This window comes from Streptococcus sp. KCJ4932, assembly GCF_004352745.1.
Lineage (GTDB): Bacteria > Bacillota > Bacilli > Lactobacillales > Streptococcaceae > Streptococcus > Streptococcus ruminicola.
Genome location: NZ_SJWW01000005.1, coordinates 74,763 through 95,298, shown reverse-complemented (window position 1 = coordinate 95,298; position 20,536 = coordinate 74,763). Strand labels below are relative to the sequence as shown.

Below are 20,536 nucleotides of genomic sequence, written 5' to 3'. Positions count from 1 at the left end.
CTCCTTGAGATTACAAGATACGTTTAACTTGTCCAATAAAGAACCCGTCTGTCTGATATTGTTCAGGGGTAATCGCAATACAACCATCTCTTACAATATCTTCTTGCGTATGACTCAGTTTTACCTGTTCAAAATTTGGATGAGTTTCTAAAAATTTGTTAATGACTTGGAAGTTTTCCTCATCAAAAATCGTACAGGTGCTATAAGTTATTATACCACCTTTACGCAATGTTTGACAAACGCTATCAAGAATTTGCAATTGAATTTCCTGTAAAGCCGTGAAATCTTGATTTTCTTTATTGTACTTAATGTCAGGTTTACGGCGGATAAGACCAATTCCTGAACATGGTGCATCAACTAATATTTTATCAAAAGTGTCTGGTGCAAAATGTTCGTGAACTGTTGTGGCATCCATTTTTTGTGTAGAAATTTTATCAGCCACATGTAGTCGTTTGGCATTATCCATTACCAAATCAAGCTTGTGGTCGTATAAATCTAATGCTGTGATATGACCACTTGTCAGATAAGAAGCCATATGAGTGGTCTTTCCACCTGGAGCTGCGCAAGCATCTAAGATATTTTCATCGCCCTGAATATTAAGAGTTGGGGCCACCAATTGACTAGATTCATCTTGAATCGTGATATCACCTTGGGCAAAATAGTCTGTTCCAGCAAAGTGACCTGATGTTTTAACCAAACCAACTGGTGATAAAGTAGATGGTTCTGCGCCTGTTGCAGCTTTAATCTCAGCTAATTTTTCAGGATTTGTCACTCGAATGCTTGCTTTATTTCGAACAAATAAGCTTTGCATAATGGCTTTTGCACGGTCTTCACCAAATTGGTCAATCAGTTTTTTAACCAACCAGACTGGTAAAGAATAAAGAACTGAATAACGTTTATTTTTACGTTTAATGCTTTCAGGATTTGGGAGGTCATCTTTAGTCAAACGTCGCAAAACCGCATTGACAAATTTTTCAGCACCTTTTTTATTGCCACGATTTTTAGCAATATTAACCGCGTCATTTACCACAGCGTGAGCTGGCATTTTATCAAGATACAATAATTGATAAAGGCTCAGCATCAAAAGATAATAAACCCAAGGATCCAATTTGTCACGGTCTTCGATATAGTGAGCTAAATACCATTCTAGGGTAATCTTTCGTGCTACTGTACCATAGACGATTTCTGTCACCAAAGACTTATCTTTTTGTGACAAGCGAGTCTGTTTAAGTTCCTGATTCAGAGCAATATTTGAATACGCTCCTTCTTCAAAGACATTTTCAAGAACGACTAGCGCTAAGCCACGCGCTTGTTTCTTCCAATCATTCGCCAATAAGGTCACCTACTTCAAGTTTACGTCCAACACCATTTAAGAAATCCACAACGCTCATGCGTGGTTTCCCTGCTGGTTGAACTGTTTTAAGAGAAATCGCACCGTCTCCAGTTGCCACAACCAAAGTTTTCTTGCTTTTTTCAATGATTTGACCTGGTTGTCCTTGACCTTCTGCCAAGCTTGCTTCATAGATTTTGAATCGTTTGCCATCAAGAAGTGTGTGGGCAACAGGCCATGGATACAAACCACGGATGTGGTTAAAGACATCACGTGCTGATTTATTCCAATCAATGCGTTCTTCTTCTGGTGTGATATTTGGTGAGAAAGTTGCTTTGCTTTCATCTTGTGGTTCTGGTTTGATATTGCCAGCAATGTAATCTGGTAATGTTTTCAAAAGTAAATCACGTCCAATAACGGCTAATTTTTCAAACATTGTCCCAACGTTATCTTCGTCAGTAATTGGTGTTGATGCTTTAGCAATCATGTCTCCAGCATCCATTTTCTTAACCATTTCCATGATTGTCACACCTGCTTCTTTGTCACCGTTGATGATAGCATAGTGAATTGGTGCACCACCACGGTATTTAGGAAGCAGCGAGGCATGCACATTAACTGCAAAATCAACAGAATCAAGCAATTTTGTTGGTAAGAATTGACCAAAAGCAGCTGTTACAATACCATCTGCCCCTAAAGTCATAAGCTCAGCCATTTCATCTGAACCAGACATTTTTTCAGGTTGATAAACTGGTAAATTGTGTGCCAAAGCAACTTCTTTAACAGGTGTCATTTTGATTTCTTTTTTACGACCAACCGCGCGGTCTGGTTGCGTCACAACCGCTAAAACATCGTAGTTGGCATCATCTAGTAAACCTTCTAGAACAGTCGCTGCAAAATCAGGTGTTCCCATAAAAATTAATTTTGTCATTTTTCTTCCTCTCAAAGGATTTTATTACTTAAATTTTTCTTTATTATAGCATAGTGAGAGCCTACATAAAATTTTGTGGCTCATGGTCTATTACCAGTCGCAAATCCTTATTTTCAGGTAATTGAGTCATGTCTAAAATCTGATTCAAGACACTTTCTAAGTGGTCCTCAAAGCGATATTTGACAATGATTTGATAATGATAAAGATTGTGCGTTCTGGCAATCGGCTTAGGCGTTGGACCGAGAATTTTAATTTTGTCAGATAAATGCTGACGCAAAATTTGAAGCAATTCAAAAGACTTACGCACAACAGTCTGCTCATCCTTGTGTGACAAGGTTAAGCCAACCGTAAAATAATATGGTGGGTAAGATAATTGCTTACGAATGCCCATCTCATAAGCGTAAAAAGCTTCATAATCTTGCTTTTGGGCTAACTTGATGGCGTAGTGCTGTGGATTGTAGGTTTGAATTAAGACCTCACCTTCTTTTTCTGCACGACCTGCACGACCTGCAACCTGAGTCAACAATTGAAATGTTCGCTCAGAAGATCTAAAATCAGGCAAATTTAGTGATGTATCCGCATTTAACACACCTACCAAAGTAACATTTGGAAAATCAAGTCCTTTGGCAATCATCTGTGTTCCTAACAAAATATCAGCTTCATGATTCCCAAATTTATCAAGAATTCGCTGATGCGCTCCTTTTTGTCGTGTGGTATCGACATCCATACGTAGAATACGCGCTTGCGGGAAGACTTCTGCCAATTCATCGTAAGCCTTCTGTGTCCCCGTTCCATAATAACGAATGCTGCAACTATGACAATTTGGACAAGTGTATGGAATAGCTTTTTCAAAGCCACAATAGTGACAATTCATAGTCTTAGTGTCCATATGAAGCGTCAAAGAAATATCACAATTTGGACATTCATCCACGTAACCACAATCACGACACATAACGAAACTTGAATACCCTCGTCGGTTCAACATGAGCACAACTTGCTCATTTTTCTCCAAACGATCCGCAATTTTTTCCAGCAGATAAGGCGTGTAATTGCTGACTTCCTGTTGCCCAACGTAATCACGAAAATCAACAATGTCAACTTTTGGAATCTTAGCCAAAGGATTGGCACGGTGAGTCAATTGTAAGAACTGATAAACATTACGGCTAGCACGCGCACGGCTCTCAATGCTTGGCGTTGCAGACCCCATTAACAAAACGGCCTTATGATATTTCGCACGAAGCAAAGCCACATCGCGCGCATGGTAACGCGGATTCGATTCTTGCTTGTAAGTTGCCTCATGCTCTTCATCGATGATAATTGCGCCAATATTTTCCATTGGAACAAAGATAGCAGATCTAGCACCTACGACAACGCGAGCTTGACCCGATTTTATCTTTCGCCATTCATCAAATTTTTCACCATCAGACAAAGCCGAGTGCATAATCGCCACTTGCTTACCAAAACGTGAAATAAAGCGATTAGTCATCTGAGGCGTCAAAGAAATTTCAGGCACCAAAACAATCGCTGTTTTACCAAGTTTCAAGACTTTATCAATAATGTGCAAATACACTTCGGTCTTACCTGAACCAGTCACGCCTTCTAACAAGAAAGGTTTAGACTCCTTGCCAATTTGACTAGTCACCTTTTCAACCACAGCAGCTTGTTCTGCATTTAACTCAAGAAAATCCGTCGTTGCAACGTCAAAGTATGCGTCCGAACGTTTCTTCTCTTTTTCTAAAATGGTTAGCAGATGATTTTCCACAAAGAATTTGACAACATCACGTGAAAAGAGCTGGTACAGGTCTGCCAATTTTCCTGTTTCAGGATGCTCAAGCAAGTAATCACGTAACAACAAACGCTTCTTAGCTCTTGCTGAAATCTCTGCTTGAGCTAACTGGTCAGAATTAACTTGATAGAATTTCTCAGTTTTGATATTTTTCTTATCTTTAGCAAGATAATCAACCGAAATTTTTCCTGCTTGAACCAGTCTAGCAACTTTTTTAGCTTCTTCTTCAGATAAGCTTGAGTGAAGTCTGCTGTCTTTATCTCCAAATAAAGCCAAGCGCTCTTCATCAGACAGCTTGTCTGTCGGCATCAAGCGTTTATCGTATGTTGAATTGAGCAAATTAGGAATCATTGATTTCAAAATTGAAATCTTATAAGAAAAAACAGTATGACGCATTTGGTCTGCTAAAGCAAGCTGCTCTTCATTTAAAACTGGTTCAAAATCCAATACCTCGCAAATAGCCTTAAGCTCACTGCTATCACTGTCTAAGCTTTCAGAAAAGCCGACAACAAACCCCTGCAAAAGACGATTGCCACGACCAAAAGGAACATGCACCCGTGAACCTAACATGACTTGATTTTGCATGTCTTCTGGCACAAGATACGAGAAAGGCTTATCGGTCTGCATTAACGGCACATCAACAATGACCTGAGCGATTTTTGTCATAACTATCCTTTCTAAATAAACTCAAAAAATATCCTAACGAAAAAAAGAATAATCATCGCGATAAGTAAGCTTTTAAAATACTTGTTTACTTTATCACAATGATTTATTACAAGAAAAATCTAAGATAAAATACCTTAGATTTTTTCTCCTTCTTCTTTTTCTTTAGCGATTTGTTCTTTGATTTTACGTTCTTCTTCTTCTTTCGCCAAGCGTTCTGCTTCGATACGAGCATGTACAGCAGCACGTTTTGCTTCTGGATCTGGGTGGATAACAACATTACCAGATTCAATTTCTTCAAGAGCTTGCAAAGTAGCTTTTACTGATTTGAATTCTTGAGTTGGTTTTGCACCAGCTTCAAGTTCGTGAGCGCGTTTAGCTTGAAGAATGCAAAGTGAGTATTTTGATGGCACTTTATCAAGCAAAGTGTCAATAGAAGGTTTTAACATCATAGCTTTTTTCTCTCTTCTCTCTTTTAGTCAATGTCTTTAATCATGTCGTTGTAACGTCCAATAACACGATCAACACGGAAATGTTCTGCTTCGATAATGCGTTTAACGCGTTCAGCTGCCAAAGGCACTTCGTCATTAACAACAGCATAATCGTATTCGCGCATCAAAGCAATCTCTTCTTTAGCACGTTCGATACGTTGGCGGATAACTTCTTCACTATCAGTACCACGACCGACCAAACGATCTTTTAATTCGTCCAAATCTGGTGGAGTCAAGAAAATGAAGACACCATCTGGAACTTTTTTCTTAACTTGAAGAGCCCCTTGAACTTCGATTTCAAGGAATACATCGATTCCTTTATCGAGCGTTTCATTAACGTAAGTCAGTGGTGTGCCGTAGTAGTTGCCTACATATTCAGCATATTCCAACATTTGACCATTTTTAATAAGCTCTTCAAATTCTTCACGAGTTCGGAAGAAATAATCAACGCCATCAACTTCTCCTGGACGCTTTTGGCGCGTTGTCATAGAAACAGAATACTCAAATTTATGATCAGGTGTTGAAAAAATTTCTTGGCGAACTGTTCCCTTACCAACCCCAGAAGGTCCTGAGAAAACAATTAACAAACCACGTTCGGTCATGCCACTCTCCTTATTATAGACTACAAGTTAAGACTTGCTTTTTATCAATTAGACTACAGTCTAGTATATCAAAGATAAGGCTATATTTCAAGGGAATTTACAAGCTCCTTCACATTAAAAAGAAGCACATCTAAAACGTACTTCTTCTTGTCTATTTTCATTATTTTGCGTAATCGACTGCACGTAGTTCACGAATAACTGTAACTTTAATATTACCAGGATAATCAAGGTTATTTTCAATTTTTTCACGAACTTTGTGTGCGATGATTGTTACCTCATCATCGGAAATTTTATTTGGTTGCACCATGATACGAATTTCGCGTCCAGCTTGCAAGGCATAGCTGTTTTGAACGCCATCGAAGCTCTTGGCAATTTCTTCCAAATCACGTAGACGTTTGATGTAGTTTTCCATAGACTCATTACGAGCACCTGGACGAGCTGAGCTAAGAGCATCGGCTGCTGCCACGATAACAGCAATGACACTTTCAGGTTCTACATCGCCGTGGTGACTTGCAATTGCATTAACCACGATTGGGTTTTCTTTGTACTTACGAGCAAATTCTGCACCAATCTCAACGTGGCTACCTTCGACTTCACGGTCAATGGCTTTACCCATATCATGCAAGAAACCTGCACGACGAGCAAGCATAACGTTTTCGCCAAGTTCGCTAGCAAGAATACCAGCCATCTTACCAACTTCAACTGAGTGACGAAGAACATTTTGACCATATGACGTTCTAAATTGCAAACGTCCCATAATTTTAATTAAATCAGGATGCAAGTTTACTGCACCGATTTCAAAAGCAGCAGCTTCACCATATTCACGAATGCGGTTATCCATTTCCAAGCGGTTCTTTTCAACCAATTCTTCAATGCGTGCTGGGTGAATTCGACCATCTTGAATTAAAGCTTCCAAGGTCATGCGAGCAATCTCACGACGGATTGGATCAAATCCAGAAAGAACGACCACTTCAGGAGTGTCATCAATGATGACATCAATCCCTGTTAAGCTTTCAAGGGTACGAATGTTACGTCCTTCACGACCAATAATACGACCTTTCATGCTATCATCAGGAAGATGAACAGTTGTAATGGTTTGCTCAGTAACGTATTCACCAGCCATTCGTTGCATGGCTTGAGCGAGAATGTTTTTGGCGAGCTTGTTGGACTTATCGCGAACCTCACGTTCAGCATCTTTAATACGAGTGGCAATTTCATGCGTCAAATTAGTTTCAGTTTCCGTCAAAATAATTTCACGCGCTTCTGCAATCGTCATCAAAGCTACACGTTCAAGTTCCGCTTTTTTCTGTTCTTCGAGTTCTCCGATTTGTTTTTCACGCTCATTAATGTGTCTAGATTTATCGGTTAGACTTTGTTCTTTGCTATCCAACACTTTTTCTTTGCTGGTTAGATTTTCATCCTTGCGATCAAGAGAAGACGCTCGTTCTGTCAAACGAGTCTCCATTTGTTTTAACTCTTGTCTTTCAGATTTAAATTCTTTTTCAATCTCTTCTCGATATTTTCTAGCCTCTTCTTTTGCTTCGATCAGTAATTCTTTGCGATGAGCTTTCGTTTCTCGCTCAGCTGATTTTCTAATGTGCTCAGCTTCTAATTCAGCCTTACCACGTAGATTCACAGCATCCTGTTCTGCATTTAAAAGAGTGAGTTCTGCAGCTTCTTTCGCAGACTTAAGTCTGATGGAAATTAGTGCATAACCAACTATCAAACCAATGAGGGCAAAAACAACCAAGATAATAATATTTGCCATGTTTTTACCTCAATAAAAATTTTAGATTTCATCTATAGAAAGCTACTTTCAAGTTTACCATAAATCGAGTTTTTTCACAATTTAAAATTGTAAAGCGTTTTACTAAAATTTATGATATGATTATTAGAGGAATAAAAAAGGAGTCTATTATGTCTAAAAAAGAAGTAACTGTAGAAAGTTTCGAACTTGACCATACAATTGTTAAAGCACCTTATGTCCGTCTTATTTCTGAGGAAGTTGGTCCTAAAGGTGATGTGATTACAAACTTTGATATTCGTCTTGTTCAACCAAATGAAAATGCTATTCCAACTGCTGGATTACACACAATCGAACACTTGCTCGCTAAACTTATCCGTGAACGTATCGACGGAATGATTGACTGTTCACCATTTGGCTGCCGTACTGGTTTCCATTTGATTATGTGGGGCAAACACAACACCACTGAAATTGCCAAAGTCATCAAATCAAGTTTAGAAGAAATCGCTACTGTAACATCATGGGATGACGTTCCAGGTACTACTATCGAGTCTTGTGGTAACTACAAAGACCACAGTCTATTTACAGCAAAAGAATGGGCAAAACTTATTCTTAAAGATGGTATCTCAGACGATCCATTTGAACGTCACGTCATCTAAATCTTTTAAGTCAGCTAGCAGCTGGCTTTTTTTACACCAAAAAGGACAGAGAAATGACTTTCCCTGTCTTTTTTGATTTATAGATGTCTTAGTGGAATTGCATACCACCATCAACAATAATGGTTTGCCCAGTGATGTAATCAGAATCTGGTCCTGCTAGGAAGCTAACAGCTTTAGCTACATCTTCTGGTTCAGATAAACGTTTAAGGGTAATATCTTTAGCAAAAGTTTGCATGCCCCATTCATCATCTTTACCAGCATTTTTACCAACTTCATGAGCAATATCAAACATCATCGGTGTTTTAACAATACCTGGTGCATAAGCATTTACCGTAATACCATAATCTGCCAAATCACGCGCTAAGGTTTGTGTGATACCACGAATGGCAAATTTACTACCACCATAAATCGTTAGATTTGGATTACCAACGACACCAGCTTGTGAAGAAGCATTGATAATTTTACCGCCATGACCTAATTTTTTAAACTCAGTCAAAGCAGCTTGAGCACCCCAAATAGTACCACCGACATTAATGGCAAAAGTGCGTTCGAAGACTTCTTCTGTGATAGTATCTAAGGGTGTTGTCGGCGCAACACCTGCGTTATTAACAACTACCGACAAATCTCCGAAATGCTCAACAACCTGTTCAAAAGCCTTAGCTACTTCTTCACGTTTAGAAACATCTGCTACAACAGCGTAAGCATCCTGTGGCGACAGTTCTTGAACAGCTTTTTCAGCAGTTTCTTGGTTATAATCCAAGATTCCAATCTTAAATCCATCAGCGTGAAGACGTTTAGCAATGGCAAAGCCAATTCCTTGACCTGCACCAGTAACAATGGCTACTTTTACCATAAATATCACCCCTTAATCTTTAAGTTAGGTTAATTATAGCGCTTACAATTTTTGGTGTCAAACTTTTTGAATCTTTTCACAGAATTTTTCATTACTTTGAAAATACAAACAAAAAAGGCGCCCTATTTCTAGGAATCGCCTTTAAAAATTAATAATCCAAAGCGTCAGAGTGACCTGAACCATTACCTACAAAATAACCTGTTTTACAGTTAATTGAGAAGAGGTAAGTTCCGTCTTTTCTAAACATGTTATAGTAACCATTACCATTGATAATATTAACTTTTTCAAGAATATAGTCATTTCCAGAGAAATAACCACGAGCTTGTGATGTTGAAACGATTTTTTCAAGTACACCGTCACCAAATATCCAAGCTGGATTATTTGAATCAGCAATCGCTGAGTCGTTATAAGGAACACGACTCTTATCTCGTTGAAGATTTGAATTATCAGATGCAGGCGCTGCTGGTTTAGCTTCAGCTGCTTTATCGCTGCTTTCTGTCTGGCTGGCAGAGTTAGCAGCTGCTTGCGCTTGGCTACTTGATTGTGCTTTAGCCGCTAATTGATTTTTACCATCAGTAATCACTGATTGCAATAAATTATCCAAGTTAGCGTCACCTGTATTCAAAACATCACTAGATAAGCTATCGAATTTGGCATCAGCTTTAACAGTTCCTGAAACTTTCTTACCATCAACAATAACGTCTTTTTCAAACAAAGCATTGATTGCTTTGATAGCTGTAATGTGAGCTGCTACAGTATCGTATTCTTTTTTAGCAGCATCATAAAAATCAGTACCTTTTAGGTCATCCAATTTTTCTTTTAGGACAGAAATCTTGTCAAATTCACTGTTTTTCAACTTCGTTTTAGTATCATCAGTGAATAAAGCTGCATATGCATCATCAAAAGCTTTTTTGGCTTTTTTAGCTTTTTCTGCAGTACTTGAACTTGATGTCGTTTTTTTCTGGCTTGATGAAGTTGATGAGCTAGCTACTGTAGTTGTTGAATCTTTAGTGTAGTGTAGCGCATAACCTGCACCAAAAATAGCGACAACAAGAGCTGCTAAACCACCAATGATAACACGTTTTTTCTTAGATGTTGGTTTGCTATCATCAGATGAAAGAGCAATTGAAGCAGCTGCTTTTTCAGTTTCTTTAACCTCTTCAGCAGGAGCAGCTACAGTTTCTTCTTTTGATTCTTCAACAGCAGCTACAGTTTCTTCAACTTCCGGAGTAGTTGCTTCTACTTCTTTTGCAGCTTCTTTTTCTGAGTCAACAGTTTCTGCTTGTTCAGGCTCAGCCTCAACCTCTTTAACTTCAGTCTCTTCAACGACTGGTTCAGCTACTTCTTCTGATTCAACTTCTGATTTAGGTTCAGCAGTTTCCTCAAAAACGTCCTTGCTAACAATCCCGCTATTAACAAGTTCTTCACGTTGTTTTTTAATAAAGTTATCCAAAGCTTTTGTATCTAAATCTTCAAAATCAGATAACTTTGTTTCAAATTTTTGCGATGTTACTTCATCTCGGTGCTGTTTAATATACTTATCTAAAACGCCATCAGACTCAGTAATTCCAGCTTTCATTTCAGAATCTTTTCGAACAGCTTCTTCAATGGTTAGATTTTTAACATCTTCAAAGTTAAGCCCATCTTTTTCTTCAGAAGATGGCATGTCTTTTTTTTCTGACACGTTCTGGTCACCTCTCTAAATAAAATCTCAACTGCTTAACGATGTTGTTAAGCGCACTTTTCCTTACTTTTCTTTTGCTTGCGTGATAGCAGAGCGTTTAACACGTTCACCGTAAAATTGGTACAAATCAACTCTAAGAGTACCATTATACAATTTACGTTTTTTATCAGCTTGTGACCCGTATTTTCGTTCAAACTGTTCATCGCTGGTCAGAATAAATTTGCTCCATGTTTTAAGTGGTGCAAAGGTCTGTCCCATCTCATTATACAAGATGTCGACTGCTTTGTCATCAAGCAATCGCTCACCGTAAGGTGGGTTAGAAATGATAACACCGTTGATTTTATCGGTTTTCAAGTCTTGAAGACGCATTTGTTTCAATTTGATGACATCGCCAAGTCCTGCTTCTTCTGCATTTTTCTTAGCGATTTCAATCATGCGACCATCAATATCAAATCCTGAAATATCAAGCTCGATATCGTAGTTAGCTTTTTCTTCAGCCTCATCACGAACTTTTTGAACCAAATCAGCATCTACCCAATTCCACTCTTCAAAGGCAAAATCACGGTTAAAACCAGGTGCGATGTTCATCCCAATCATAGCAGCTTCAATACAGAATGTTCCTGAACCGCATGTTGGGTCGATAAATGGTTTATCTGGGTACCAGTTTGACAATTCAATAATAGCAGCTGCCATGTTTTCTTTAATTGGAGCGCCACCTTTTTCCACACGGTAACCACGTTTAAATAGACTAGCCCCAGTTGTATCAATCATAACGGTCGCTTTATCTTTCAAAATAGATACTTCAATTCTGAATTCTGCACCATTTTCCTGCAAAGGAACACCATCTGGACGGTGGTAAACTTTTTGAAGTTTTTTTACAACTGCTTTTTTACTGATGGCTTGAACACTTGGCTCGTTGTGCAATTTTGATTTGACACATTTTGCTTTTGAAATTGGGAATTTGGCACCCAAAGGCAAATAATTTTCCCAATCCAATTTATAAACCCCTTGAAACAACTCCTCAAAGGTACGCGCCGGAAATTCTCCAACAACAATTTTGACACGGTCTGCCGCACGAAGCCAAAGGTTTGTTGTAATAATTGTTCGAACATCACCTTGGAAACGTACTTTACCATTTTCAACTTGGCAATCAATCCCTAAATCACGGATTTCACGCCCGACAACAGCTTCAAGCCCTGCAGCTGCAGTCGCTACTAAATTAAATGTTTTTTTCATTCACACATTCCTATTTCATCAAAATACTTATCTATAAGTTTAACACGTTTTACCAGCTTATAGCTAGTAAAATTCAATTAATTTTCAAATACCAAATCACGAGGTATTTTAGTATTAAAATACAAAAAATAAAAGCTAGCCTAAGCTAGCTAGATACCTATATGCAATTTTCTATAAGCCATGTTTTGTTCCAGAGATAACTAGGTCTTATCTCCTTCGATAATCATCTGTCTACTGTTTCCAGTCAGGATAGATCGTTCGGATTCCTACTATCCCGTGCCCCTACCAAAGTTTGGGTTGCTAGCTTGAGGGGTTTACCGCGTTCCACTTCCCGAGTTTCCTCAAGAACTACGTCACTGTGGCACTTTTCAGAGCTATTTAGGCATATCAAAGACTTAGCCTTTTCACTCGCCGTAACATCAAAAGATGTCCCTAGGCTTATTAATTCACCTAGCACAAACACTACCGGCATCACAGCCAGTGCTAGCATGGACTTTCCTCATGGTATTAGAATACCACGCGATTATCCAAAAATTGCAATTTATCTTTCTTACCTTCGTCAAGAGGTAAGTCATAGACACATTCTGTTAATAACTTTGTCAAAAATGACTAAAGTTATTATTCAGTGATTTGTTTACCAAATACTTCTTTTTCCAAACGGCTAATGCGTTTCAAAATATCGAAGTTTGTAGCAGTTTGAGCAACACGTGCGTGCTCAGCCTGTGGAGCAACATAAGAAGTTGCTGGCGCTGCTTTTGGTTTAGCAGCCAACTCTTGTTTTAATTTTTCATTTTCAGCACGTAGTTCTTGGACTTGAGAAATGTAACTTTCATAGTCTTTGATAACATCATCAAGGAACTCGTCTACTTCTTTTTTATCATAACCACGCATGCTGGTTTTGAATTCTTGTTCAAAAATGTCCTTAGGACTAAAAATAATACTTGCCATTCTATCTCTCTCCAAACAAAACTATTCTAGTTAACCTTCGAATATGAAAACGTCATATCAAGATATATGTTACAGAAAATTTAGTGAAAAATCAAGCATTTACCTTTAAATCATTATTAAAAATTCATTACCAATCTTCAAGGAATTCATTAAGGCGATCAAAGGTTAAATACTGGATAGGATAGTTACCTTTTTCTCGCATGACTTCTACCAGATATTTCAGATTTGTTTCATTTTCTGGATCATAAAAAAGGTAAGCACCGTCTGTATTATCTACTAAAAATTGATTGTACGCTCTAAACTGACTTGGATTTTCATACTCTTTATAGGAATACTTCACAAAATCCACCTGTTTGAACTCACTCAATTTGACTTGATTGGCTTCGTTCCAATTATGACCATGATTTTCAAAAGTAAAAATAGTAGCAATACTAAAATCATACTCCTCTTGGAGCTCTTTTGCAACCTGTAATGCCCAATATTCAAATCCGAGGTTTCCCATAAAGATTAACCAATCAACCCCTTCATCAAAATAGCGAATCAAATCATGTCTAATTGCCTTCTTGATAATCTCGATTCGTTGGTCTTTTTCTTGAAAAATACCAAGCTCAAAACTCTTATAGCCCGTGACGAGAATTGCAGTCATAACCTGTTTCCTTTCTAAAAATATGTTATAATAGTAGTGCTTATATTGACTTAAGCATGAATGTTAGGAGTTTTATGGTTAATTACCCTCATCATCTTATTCGAAAACAAGCAGCCCCAGCTTCTAGGAAGAACACAAAATCAACGATTAACTTTGCTAATCGTGGGATGAGTTTTGAAGCAGCAATCAATGAAACTAATAATTACTACTTATCTCGTGATATTGCTGTCGTTCACAAAAAACCAACCCCAATTCAAATTGTAAAAGTTGATTATCCTAAAAGAAGCCGTGCCAAAATTGTAGAAGCTTACTTTCGCCAAGCATCCACGACCGATTATTCTGGTGTCTATAAAGGACGCTACATTGACTTTGAAGCGAAAGAAACGCGACAAAAGACTTCCATGCCCTTAAAAAACTTCCACGCTCACCAGATTGAGCACATGGAACATGTCTTAAAGCAAGACGGCATCTGCTTTGTACTACTTCACTTTTCGACACTTAAGGAAACTTATTTCTTACCTGCTAGTGCTCTAGTAGACTTTTACCAAATCAACCTCGGCACCAAATCCATGCCACTTGATTATATCAGAAAAAATGGGTATATGGTGACAACAAGTTCACTCCCTCAAGTTCCTTATTTGGACATTATCGATCAAAAAATATTAGGCGGTGATCACAATTAAAAAGAAAACAACAAAACACAGACGAACAAGCAATCCTGCATCTAAAGCAACTGCTCTTAAGGTGCTAAAATACGGTTTAATCACTCTGATGTCTTTGGTTGTTGCTGGTTTTCTAATTGGTGGCTCAATCTTTGCATTCTATGTTAGCAGCACACCAAAACTAACAGCAGCTAAATTATCATCAACTAACTCAAGTCTGATTTATGATACCAACGGAACCTTAATTGCTGACTTGGGTTCTGAAAAACGTGAGAGCGTATCAGCTAACAGTATTCCATTGAACTTGGTTAATGCAGTGACATCTATCGAAGATAAACGTTTCTTCAAACACCGTGGTATCGATGTTTACCGTATCCTCGGAGCAGCGCTAAATAACTTTACAAGCTCTAGCACACAAGGTGGTTCGACACTTGACCAACAGTTAATCAAATTGGCTTACTTCTCAACAAGTGAATCTGACCAAACCTTGAAACGTAAAGCTCAAGAAGCTTGGCTAGCTCTTCAAATGGAACGTAAATATACCAAAGAAGAAATTCTTACCTTCTACATTAACAAAGTGTACATGGGTAACGGTAACTATGGTATGCTAACAGCAGCTAAATCTTACTACGGTAAAGATTTGAAAGATTTGTCTATTGCACAGTTGGCTTTACTTGCTGGTATTCCTCAAGCACCAAGTCAATATGATCCTTACACAAATCCAGAAGCTGCTCAAAACCGTCGTGATACTGTTCTTGCTGAAATGTATGAAGATGGTAACATTACAAAATCTGAATACGATACAGCTCGTGCTACTCCAGTCACAGATGGTCTGCAAACACTAACTGAATCAACAAGTTATGAACCTTATCTTGATAACTACATCAAAGAAGTTATTCAAGAAGTAAGCGACAAAACTGGTCAAGATATCTACTCAGCTGGTTTGAAAGTTTACACAAACGTTGATACAGAAGCTCAAAAATACCTCTGGGATATCTACAACACAGACTCTTATGTCTATTACCCAGATACAGACTTACAAGTTGCCTCAACTGTTGTTGACGTAAGCACTGGTAAAGTTATTGCTCAACTTGGTTCACGTAACCAAGATACAACTGTTTCACTCGGAACTAACCAAGCCGTTCTAACTGACCGTGACTGGGGTTCTACAATGAAACCAATCACAGACTATGCTCCAGCGATTGAAAATGGTGTCTACACAAGTACTGCTGCTGTCACTAGCGATAGCAAATACTACTGGCCAGGCACTTCAACTCAAATTTATAACTGGGACCGTCAATACTACGGTAACATGACCATTCAAACCGCTATCCAACAATCACGTAACGTACCAGCGGTTAGAGCCCTTGAATCTGTCGGCTTAAATAAAGCTAAATCATTCTTGGAAGGTCTTGGCATTTACTACCCACAACTTTACTACTCAAATGCTATCTCAAGTTCAACAAGTGATTCTAGCCAAAAATACGGTGCAAGTAGTGAAAAAATGGCTGCTGCCTATGCCGCATTTGCTAACGGTGGAATTTACTACGAACCACAATATGTCAACAAAATCGAATTCAACGATGGTACAAGTAAATCATTTAGCGCATCTGGTAGCCGTGCCATGAAAGAAACAACAGCTTACTTGATGACTTCAATGATGAAAACTGTTTTGACATACGGTACTGGTACGAGAGCTGCTCTCCCAGGTATCTACCAAGCTGGTAAAACAGGTACATCAAACTACTCAGATGATGAACTTGCTGAAATCGAAGAATCAACAGGCATTTACAATAGTGCTGTCGGAACAATGGCTCCTGATGAAATGTTTGTCGGATACACACCACAGTACTCAATGGCTGTTTGGACAGGTTATAAAAACCGTATGACACCAATTTACGGTAACGGTCTAAACGTTGCAGCTGATGTTTACAAAGCTATGCAAAGCTACCTCAACGAAAAATATGGTAGCGGAAGCGAAGACTTTGAGGTTCCTAAAGGTGTTTACACAAGTGGCGGCTATGCTTACTTAAGCGGCTCAAGCAATTACACTTATTCACCATCATCAAGCTCAGTCTACAGCAACATCTATGGTTCAAGCTCAAGCTCTTCTGAAGAAGCTTCATCTAGTCAATCATCTAGCGAAGATACTTCATCAACAGAAGCTAGCTCAGAAAGCAGCGAATCTACTGATACTAACAGCAGCACTGAAGGTAACGAATAATAAAAAATCACCTCTGATTAAGCAGAGGTGATTTTATTGTGCCAAAAAAAACGTTAGCTGATACCAGCTAACGTTTTTAGTTTTATATTATTTGCTTGCAAGAGCTCCCATTGGATCCCAAGGTGCAAGAACGATTGGTTCAGCTTCATAAGCAGCGCGTTCTTCTGCTGTCAAGAATTCTTTACGTACCACGATTTGGTAAGTGAATTCATCCATCCAAGCATCAGAAGCAACAAAGTAACCTTTGTTACCAACTTTATCTCCCCATGAATTTTCAACTTTCCATTTAAGAGATTTGCCATTTTCGTCCAAATCAACACCTGTAAGGACCATAGCGTGTGTCATCAAGCTTTCGCTGTAATCAAGACGACCTGCTTTATCTTGTGTGAAGTTGATATCCATAGCTGTTTCAAAATCGTAAACATTTGTTGCCATGATACCTTTTTGGCGGTCTGAAATTTGGCCAACATCAGAACCAAACCAAACAGTTTCACCAGCTTGCATTTGAGCAATAGCCAATTCTTTGAAACGTTCCATATCAAGGTTGATGTAACGAACATCACGGCTACCAACCACGTTACCAAGCATTTCAACAGTGTATGATTTACCATAAGGTTTGTCAGCTGTTGGGGCATTGATAACTGATACGTATTCAGAAAGATCTAAACCAACGTATTTTTTGAAGAATTCTTGTGGTGTGATATTTTTATCTGAATGATAGTTATTGTCTTTATCACGGTAAGCAAAATCAAATGTACGTGGTGGCAAACCAAGGTTGATAGCTAAGAAATTGAAGACTTCTTGAAGAAGAGCTTCTTTTTTAGTTTGAACAGCTTTGTCATCAGCACCTGCTGCAATTGCTTCACGCAAAATTTGTGCATCTTGACGCAACAATTTGTTAAGGTATTGGTTCAATTCACGACTGTTGCTTGATGAAATTGATTCTGGGTAAGCAGCTTTGGGCACAACACCGTATTTTTCAAAAAGAGCAACAACCATATCCCATTGACCACCATCTTGTTGTGGCACATCAAGTAAGAATTTTACTTTACGGCTACCAAGTTCTTGGTCAGCAGTTGCAATAACTTGTTCTAAGAACCAGTTTGATTTTTCGTATTTATCCCAGAAGAATGTGTGCGCTTGAGAAAGTTCGAAGTTTTCCAAGTTAAGGTCTGAGATCATTTTATGACGGAAAGTATTAAGAGCTGCAAACATCCAGCAACGACCTGAAGCTTTTTGGTTAGCAACTTTATCTTTTGTTAAATCAATTGAAAAAGCGTGGTCGTTTTCCATTTCACTTTGACGTGTTTCAAGTGATTTTAACAATCCATTGTGAGTTACAGCATTTTCAACAGCACGCAATTTGCTATCAGCTTGAAAGTCAGCAAATAGTTTATCAGTAAATGTTGATGATAATTCTGACATAATTCCTCCTATAATGTGGCTAAGTTCTCATGTAATATTTTCTGACTTAACCTAACTTAACTAATAACCATTATAGCGCTTATTAAGCATTTTTCAAGAGAAATTGTAGAACTTTTTGAAACTTTCAAAAAAATGTGTAAACTTTCATAACAGTATATGTCAGAATTTTCAAATAATAATACTAAAACCAAACAAAAAAAGCCCAAGTAGGGCTTTTTGATTTTGAAATTTATTTCCAGAAATCGTCAAATACTGTGATTGGCAAGTGACGTTTGTGTTCTGTTTTATTCCACCAGTTTTCGATTTTAGCTTGTGCTTCTGCTGAAACTGTTTTACCTTCAAGATAATCATCGATATCGTTGTAAGTAACGCCTAGTGCTACTTCATCAGCAATACCTGGACGGTTTTCTTCTAAGTCAGCTGTTGGAATTTTTTCGTAGATAGCTGGGTCAGCACCAAGCTCTGCCAATAATTGTTTACCTTGACGTTTGTTAAGGCGATAAAGTGGAATCACGTCAGCACCACCATCACCAAATTTTGTAAAGAATCCAGTGATGTTTTCTGCAGCGTGATCAGTACCGATAACAGCACCGCTATTTGCACCTGCTACTGCATATTGTGTAATCATACGTTGGCGTGCTTTGATGTTACCTTTGTTAAAGTCAGAAACGTCAATACCAGCTTTTTCAAGTTCATGAACTTGTCCATCAACAGCTTCTTTGATATTTACAGCAATGCTAACATCTGGTTTGATGAATTTAAGCGCACGTTGTGCATCTTCTTCGTCAGCTTGAACACCGTATGGCAAACGAACTGCGATGAATTTATAGCTGTCATCACCAGTTTCAGCACGCAATTCTTCCATGGCGATTTGTGCCAAACGTCCTGCCAAGCTTGAATCTTGACCACCAGAAATACCAAGCACATAAGATTTCAAGAAAGAATGTTTTTTCATGTAATCTTTCAAGAAATCAACAGACACACGGATTTCTTCTTTAGGGTCAATACTTGGTTTAACACCCAATTCTGCAATGATTTTTTCTTGTAATGTCATTACTTAACTTCTCCTTTTTGTTGAGCTTCTTTGCGAATACGGTCGATAAGATCCATTTTGTTTTGCCAAACTTCTTGTGACAAGTCAACTGGATAATCTTGTGGGTTAAGTAGACGTTTGTATTCGTCCCAAAGTTTGTCGTATTCTTTGCGGGCATAATCTTGGATTTCAGCAAGTGTTGGCAAATCGTAAACCAATTCACCTTTATCAAAGATATCAACAAGGAGAGGAACAGCTTCAAAATCTTTTACTGTTTTATTGATGTAAGTGTATGTTGGGTGGAACATGTAAACTTCATCAAGTTGGTTAACATCTGTATCTGTGAAAGTGATGTAGTCACCTTCTGTTTTATTTCTTTCGCGACTTGTGATGCGCCAAACTTGTTTTTTACCTGGTGTAGACACTTTTTCAGCGTTGTTAGACAATTTGATAGTGTCTTGCATTACACCGTTTTCATCTTCGATTGAGACAATTTTGTAAACAGCACCAAGAGCTGGTTGGTCATAAGCTGTGATAAGTTTTGTACCAACACCCCAAACGTCAATTTTGGCTTTTTGCATTTTAAGGTTAAGAATGGTATTTTCATCCAAATCATTTGAAGCGTAAATTTTAGCATCTGGGTAACCTGCAGCATCCAATTGTTCGCGGATTTTTTTAGACAAGTAAGCCATATCACCAGAGTCGATACGAACTCCAAGGAAGTTAATCTTGTCGCCAAGTTCATTGGCTACACGAATAGCTGCTGGAACACCCAAACGAAGTGTATCATAAGTATCAACCAAAAAGACGCAATCTTTGTGAGTGCCTGCGTAAGCCATGAAGGCTTCATAGTCATCTCCGTAAGCTTGAACAAGAGCATGTGCGTGTGTTCCTGATACTGGAATATCAAACATTTTACCAGCACGAACATTTGATGTGGCATTAGCACCACCGATTACAGCAGCACGTGTTCCCCAAATTGCTGCATCCATTTCTTGGGCACGACGGCTACCAAATTCTAGCAATGGTTCATCATTAATAACTGAACGGATACGAGCAGCTTTTGTGGCAATCAATGTTTGGAAGTTTACGATGTTAAGCAAAGCTGTTTCAACCAATTGACATTGTGCCAAAGGTCCTTCCACTTGGACGATTGGTTCATTAGCGAAAACAAGGTCACCTTCTTGAGCTGAACGAATGGTTAATTCTAATTTAAAATCTTTCAAATAAGCGATGAAATCAGCTGGATAACCTAATTCTTCTAAGTAAGCAATATCTGTTTCTGTAAAACGAAGGTTTTTAAGGTATTCAACCATACGTTGCAAACCAGCAAAAACAGCATAGCCATTTGAAAATGGTTCTTTACGGAAAAAGACTTCAAAAACCGCTTTACGGTTGTGAATGCCTTTATCGAAATAAACTTGCATCATATTAATTTGATACAAATCTGTGTGGAGAGTTAAACTATCATCTTGATACATGTGGTATCCCCTTTTTAAAAATATCGACCCAATGCTAGTCTTATTACATCTGGTTTTAACAACCTCTGCTAGCATCTGTCAAAAGATTAATTATCCCCCATATTATAGCACAATTACGAGAGACTGGCTAAAACTTTGTGA

17 protein-coding genes and 1 other RNA gene are annotated in these 20,536 nt (G+C 38.3%); 3 read left to right on the top strand and 15 right to left on the bottom strand.

Annotated elements, in window-relative coordinates; all coding sequences use genetic code 11:
- Positions 1-10 precede the first annotated feature (10 nt).
- From rsmB to E0E02_RS03485, 6 genes are all read right to left on the bottom strand, one after another.
- Complete coding sequence (gene rsmB, locus E0E02_RS03510; RefSeq protein ID WP_133017855.1) at positions 11-1,333, bottom strand: 16S rRNA (cytosine(967)-C(5))-methyltransferase RsmB; 1,323 nt, start codon at positions 1,331-1,333, stop codon at positions 11-13.
- Positions 1,323-2,258 (bottom strand): methionyl-tRNA formyltransferase, encoded by a 936-nt coding sequence (gene fmt / locus E0E02_RS03505; protein ID WP_074965383.1) that lies wholly within the window; start codon positions 2,256-2,258, stop codon positions 1,323-1,325. The genes rsmB and fmt overlap by 11 nt, the downstream gene beginning before the upstream one ends.
- 61 nt (positions 2,259-2,319) lie before the next feature.
- On the bottom strand, positions 2,320-4,710 hold the full coding sequence (locus tag E0E02_RS03500; protein WP_133017854.1) for a primosomal protein N': 2,391 nt from the start codon (positions 4,708-4,710) through the stop codon (positions 2,320-2,322).
- Positions 4,711-4,844: 134 nt separating this feature from the next.
- On the bottom strand, positions 4,845-5,159 hold the full coding sequence (gene rpoZ, locus E0E02_RS03495; RefSeq protein ID WP_014334364.1) for a DNA-directed RNA polymerase subunit omega: 315 nt from the start codon (positions 5,157-5,159) through the stop codon (positions 4,845-4,847).
- A gap of 23 nt (positions 5,160-5,182) precedes the next feature.
- Positions 5,183-5,800: a guanylate kinase gene (gene gmk / locus E0E02_RS03490; RefSeq protein ID WP_003063524.1), complete on the bottom strand. Its 618-nt coding sequence runs from the start codon at positions 5,798-5,800 to the stop codon at positions 5,183-5,185.
- A gap of 160 nt (positions 5,801-5,960) precedes the next feature.
- The gene (locus E0E02_RS03485; protein WP_039695894.1) at positions 5,961-7,568 is read right to left on the bottom strand and encodes a ribonuclease Y; all 1,608 of its coding nucleotides are present in this window, start codon (positions 7,566-7,568) and stop codon (positions 5,961-5,963) included.
- A gap of 149 nt (positions 7,569-7,717) precedes the next feature.
- On the opposite strand from E0E02_RS03485, the gene E0E02_RS03480 reads away from it, so the two are divergent.
- Positions 7,718-8,203 (top strand): S-ribosylhomocysteine lyase, encoded by a 486-nt coding sequence (locus E0E02_RS03480; RefSeq protein WP_039695895.1) that lies wholly within the window; start codon positions 7,718-7,720, stop codon positions 8,201-8,203.
- A gap of 88 nt (positions 8,204-8,291) precedes the next feature.
- Here the strand turns inward: E0E02_RS03480 and E0E02_RS03475 are convergent, their stop codons facing one another.
- The 6 genes from E0E02_RS03475 to E0E02_RS03450 all read right to left on the bottom strand — a co-directional run bounded on the left by E0E02_RS03475 (position 8,292) and on the right by E0E02_RS03450 (position 13,570).
- Entirely contained in the window at positions 8,292-9,056 is a 765-nt protein-coding gene (locus tag E0E02_RS03475) for a (S)-acetoin forming diacetyl reductase (protein ID WP_074561290.1), read from the bottom strand.
- Positions 9,057-9,204: 148 nt separating this feature from the next.
- Entirely contained in the window at positions 9,205-10,740 is a 1,536-nt protein-coding gene (locus tag E0E02_RS03470) for a cell division site-positioning protein MapZ family protein (RefSeq protein WP_133017853.1), read from the bottom strand.
- Between the two features lie 63 nt (positions 10,741-10,803).
- The gene (locus tag E0E02_RS03465) at positions 10,804-11,976 is read right to left on the bottom strand and encodes a class I SAM-dependent RNA methyltransferase (protein WP_039695898.1); all 1,173 of its coding nucleotides are present in this window, start codon (positions 11,974-11,976) and stop codon (positions 10,804-10,806) included.
- 169 nt (positions 11,977-12,145) lie between these two features.
- Positions 12,146-12,511: RNase P RNA component class B (rnpB, locus tag E0E02_RS03460), an RNA gene on the bottom strand.
- Positions 12,512-12,594: 83 nt separating this feature from the next.
- Positions 12,595-12,924, bottom strand: a complete 330-nt coding sequence (gpsB, locus tag E0E02_RS03455; RefSeq protein ID WP_074561292.1) for a cell division regulator GpsB — start codon at positions 12,922-12,924, stop codon at positions 12,595-12,597.
- Between the two features lie 127 nt (positions 12,925-13,051).
- Complete coding sequence (locus E0E02_RS03450) at positions 13,052-13,570, bottom strand: DUF1273 domain-containing protein (protein ID WP_074869957.1); 519 nt, start codon at positions 13,568-13,570, stop codon at positions 13,052-13,054.
- 74 nt (positions 13,571-13,644) lie between these two features.
- Between E0E02_RS03450 and recU the strand changes: the two genes are divergently transcribed.
- Positions 13,645-14,253, top strand: a complete 609-nt coding sequence (gene recU, locus E0E02_RS03445) for a Holliday junction resolvase RecU (protein ID WP_014334359.1) — start codon at positions 13,645-13,647, stop codon at positions 14,251-14,253.
- Positions 14,240-16,456, top strand: a complete 2,217-nt coding sequence (gene pbp1a / locus E0E02_RS03440) for a penicillin-binding protein PBP1A (RefSeq protein ID WP_133017852.1) — start codon at positions 14,240-14,242, stop codon at positions 16,454-16,456. The genes recU and pbp1a overlap by 14 nt, the downstream gene beginning before the upstream one ends.
- A gap of 87 nt (positions 16,457-16,543) precedes the next feature.
- Here the strand turns inward: pbp1a and pepC are convergent, their stop codons facing one another.
- From pepC to E0E02_RS03425, 3 genes are all read right to left on the bottom strand, one after another.
- Positions 16,544-17,881: an aminopeptidase C gene (pepC, locus tag E0E02_RS03435; protein WP_133017851.1), complete on the bottom strand. Its 1,338-nt coding sequence runs from the start codon at positions 17,879-17,881 to the stop codon at positions 16,544-16,546.
- Positions 17,882-18,110: 229 nt separating this feature from the next.
- Positions 18,111-18,935 carry an ammonia-dependent NAD(+) synthetase gene (gene nadE / locus E0E02_RS03430; RefSeq protein WP_074561295.1) on the bottom strand — a complete coding sequence of 275 codons (825 nt, stop codon included), beginning with the start codon at positions 18,933-18,935 and terminating at the stop codon, positions 18,111-18,113.
- Positions 18,935-20,395, bottom strand: coding sequence for a nicotinate phosphoribosyltransferase (locus E0E02_RS03425; RefSeq protein ID WP_074603645.1), 1,461 nt, complete (start codon positions 20,393-20,395; stop codon positions 18,935-18,937). Before E0E02_RS03425 ends, nadE begins: the two co-directional genes overlap by 1 nt.
- Positions 20,396-20,536: the final 141 nt, after the last annotated feature.

What these genes read in the sequence shown, in the direction of transcription:
- fmt (WP_074965383.1), bottom strand. Translation starts at nt 2,258, where the DNA reads ATGACAAAATTAATTTTTATGGGAACACCTGATTTTGCAGCGACTGTT.
- E0E02_RS03500 (WP_133017854.1), bottom strand. Translation starts at nt 4,710, where the DNA reads ATGACAAAAATCGCTCAGGTCATTGTTGATGTGCCGTTAATGCAGACC.
- rpoZ (WP_014334364.1), bottom strand. Translation starts at nt 5,159, where the DNA reads ATGATGTTAAAACCTTCTATTGACACTTTGCTTGATAAAGTGCCATCA.
- gmk (WP_003063524.1), bottom strand. Translation starts at nt 5,800, where the DNA reads ATGACCGAACGTGGTTTGTTAATTGTTTTCTCAGGACCTTCTGGGGTT.
- E0E02_RS03485 (WP_039695894.1), bottom strand. Translation starts at nt 7,568, where the DNA reads ATGGCAAATATTATTATCTTGGTTGTTTTTGCCCTCATTGGTTTGATA.
- E0E02_RS03480 (WP_039695895.1), top strand. Translation starts at nt 7,718, where the DNA reads ATGTCTAAAAAAGAAGTAACTGTAGAAAGTTTCGAACTTGACCATACA.
- E0E02_RS03475 (WP_074561290.1), bottom strand. Translation starts at nt 9,056, where the DNA reads ATGGTAAAAGTAGCCATTGTTACTGGTGCAGGTCAAGGAATTGGCTTT.
- E0E02_RS03465 (WP_039695898.1), bottom strand. Translation starts at nt 11,976, where the DNA reads ATGAAAAAAACATTTAATTTAGTAGCGACTGCAGCTGCAGGGCTTGAA.
- gpsB (WP_074561292.1), bottom strand. Translation starts at nt 12,924, where the DNA reads ATGGCAAGTATTATTTTTAGTCCTAAGGACATTTTTGAACAAGAATTC.
- E0E02_RS03450 (WP_074869957.1), bottom strand. Translation starts at nt 13,570, where the DNA reads ATGACTGCAATTCTCGTCACGGGCTATAAGAGTTTTGAGCTTGGTATT.
- recU (WP_014334359.1), top strand. Translation starts at nt 13,645, where the DNA reads ATGGTTAATTACCCTCATCATCTTATTCGAAAACAAGCAGCCCCAGCT.
- pepC (WP_133017851.1), bottom strand. Translation starts at nt 17,881, where the DNA reads ATGTCAGAATTATCATCAACATTTACTGATAAACTATTTGCTGACTTT.
- nadE (WP_074561295.1), bottom strand. Translation starts at nt 18,935, where the DNA reads ATGACATTACAAGAAAAAATCATTGCAGAATTGGGTGTTAAACCAAGT.
- E0E02_RS03425 (WP_074603645.1), bottom strand. Translation starts at nt 20,395, where the DNA reads ATGTATCAAGATGATAGTTTAACTCTCCACACAGATTTGTATCAAATT.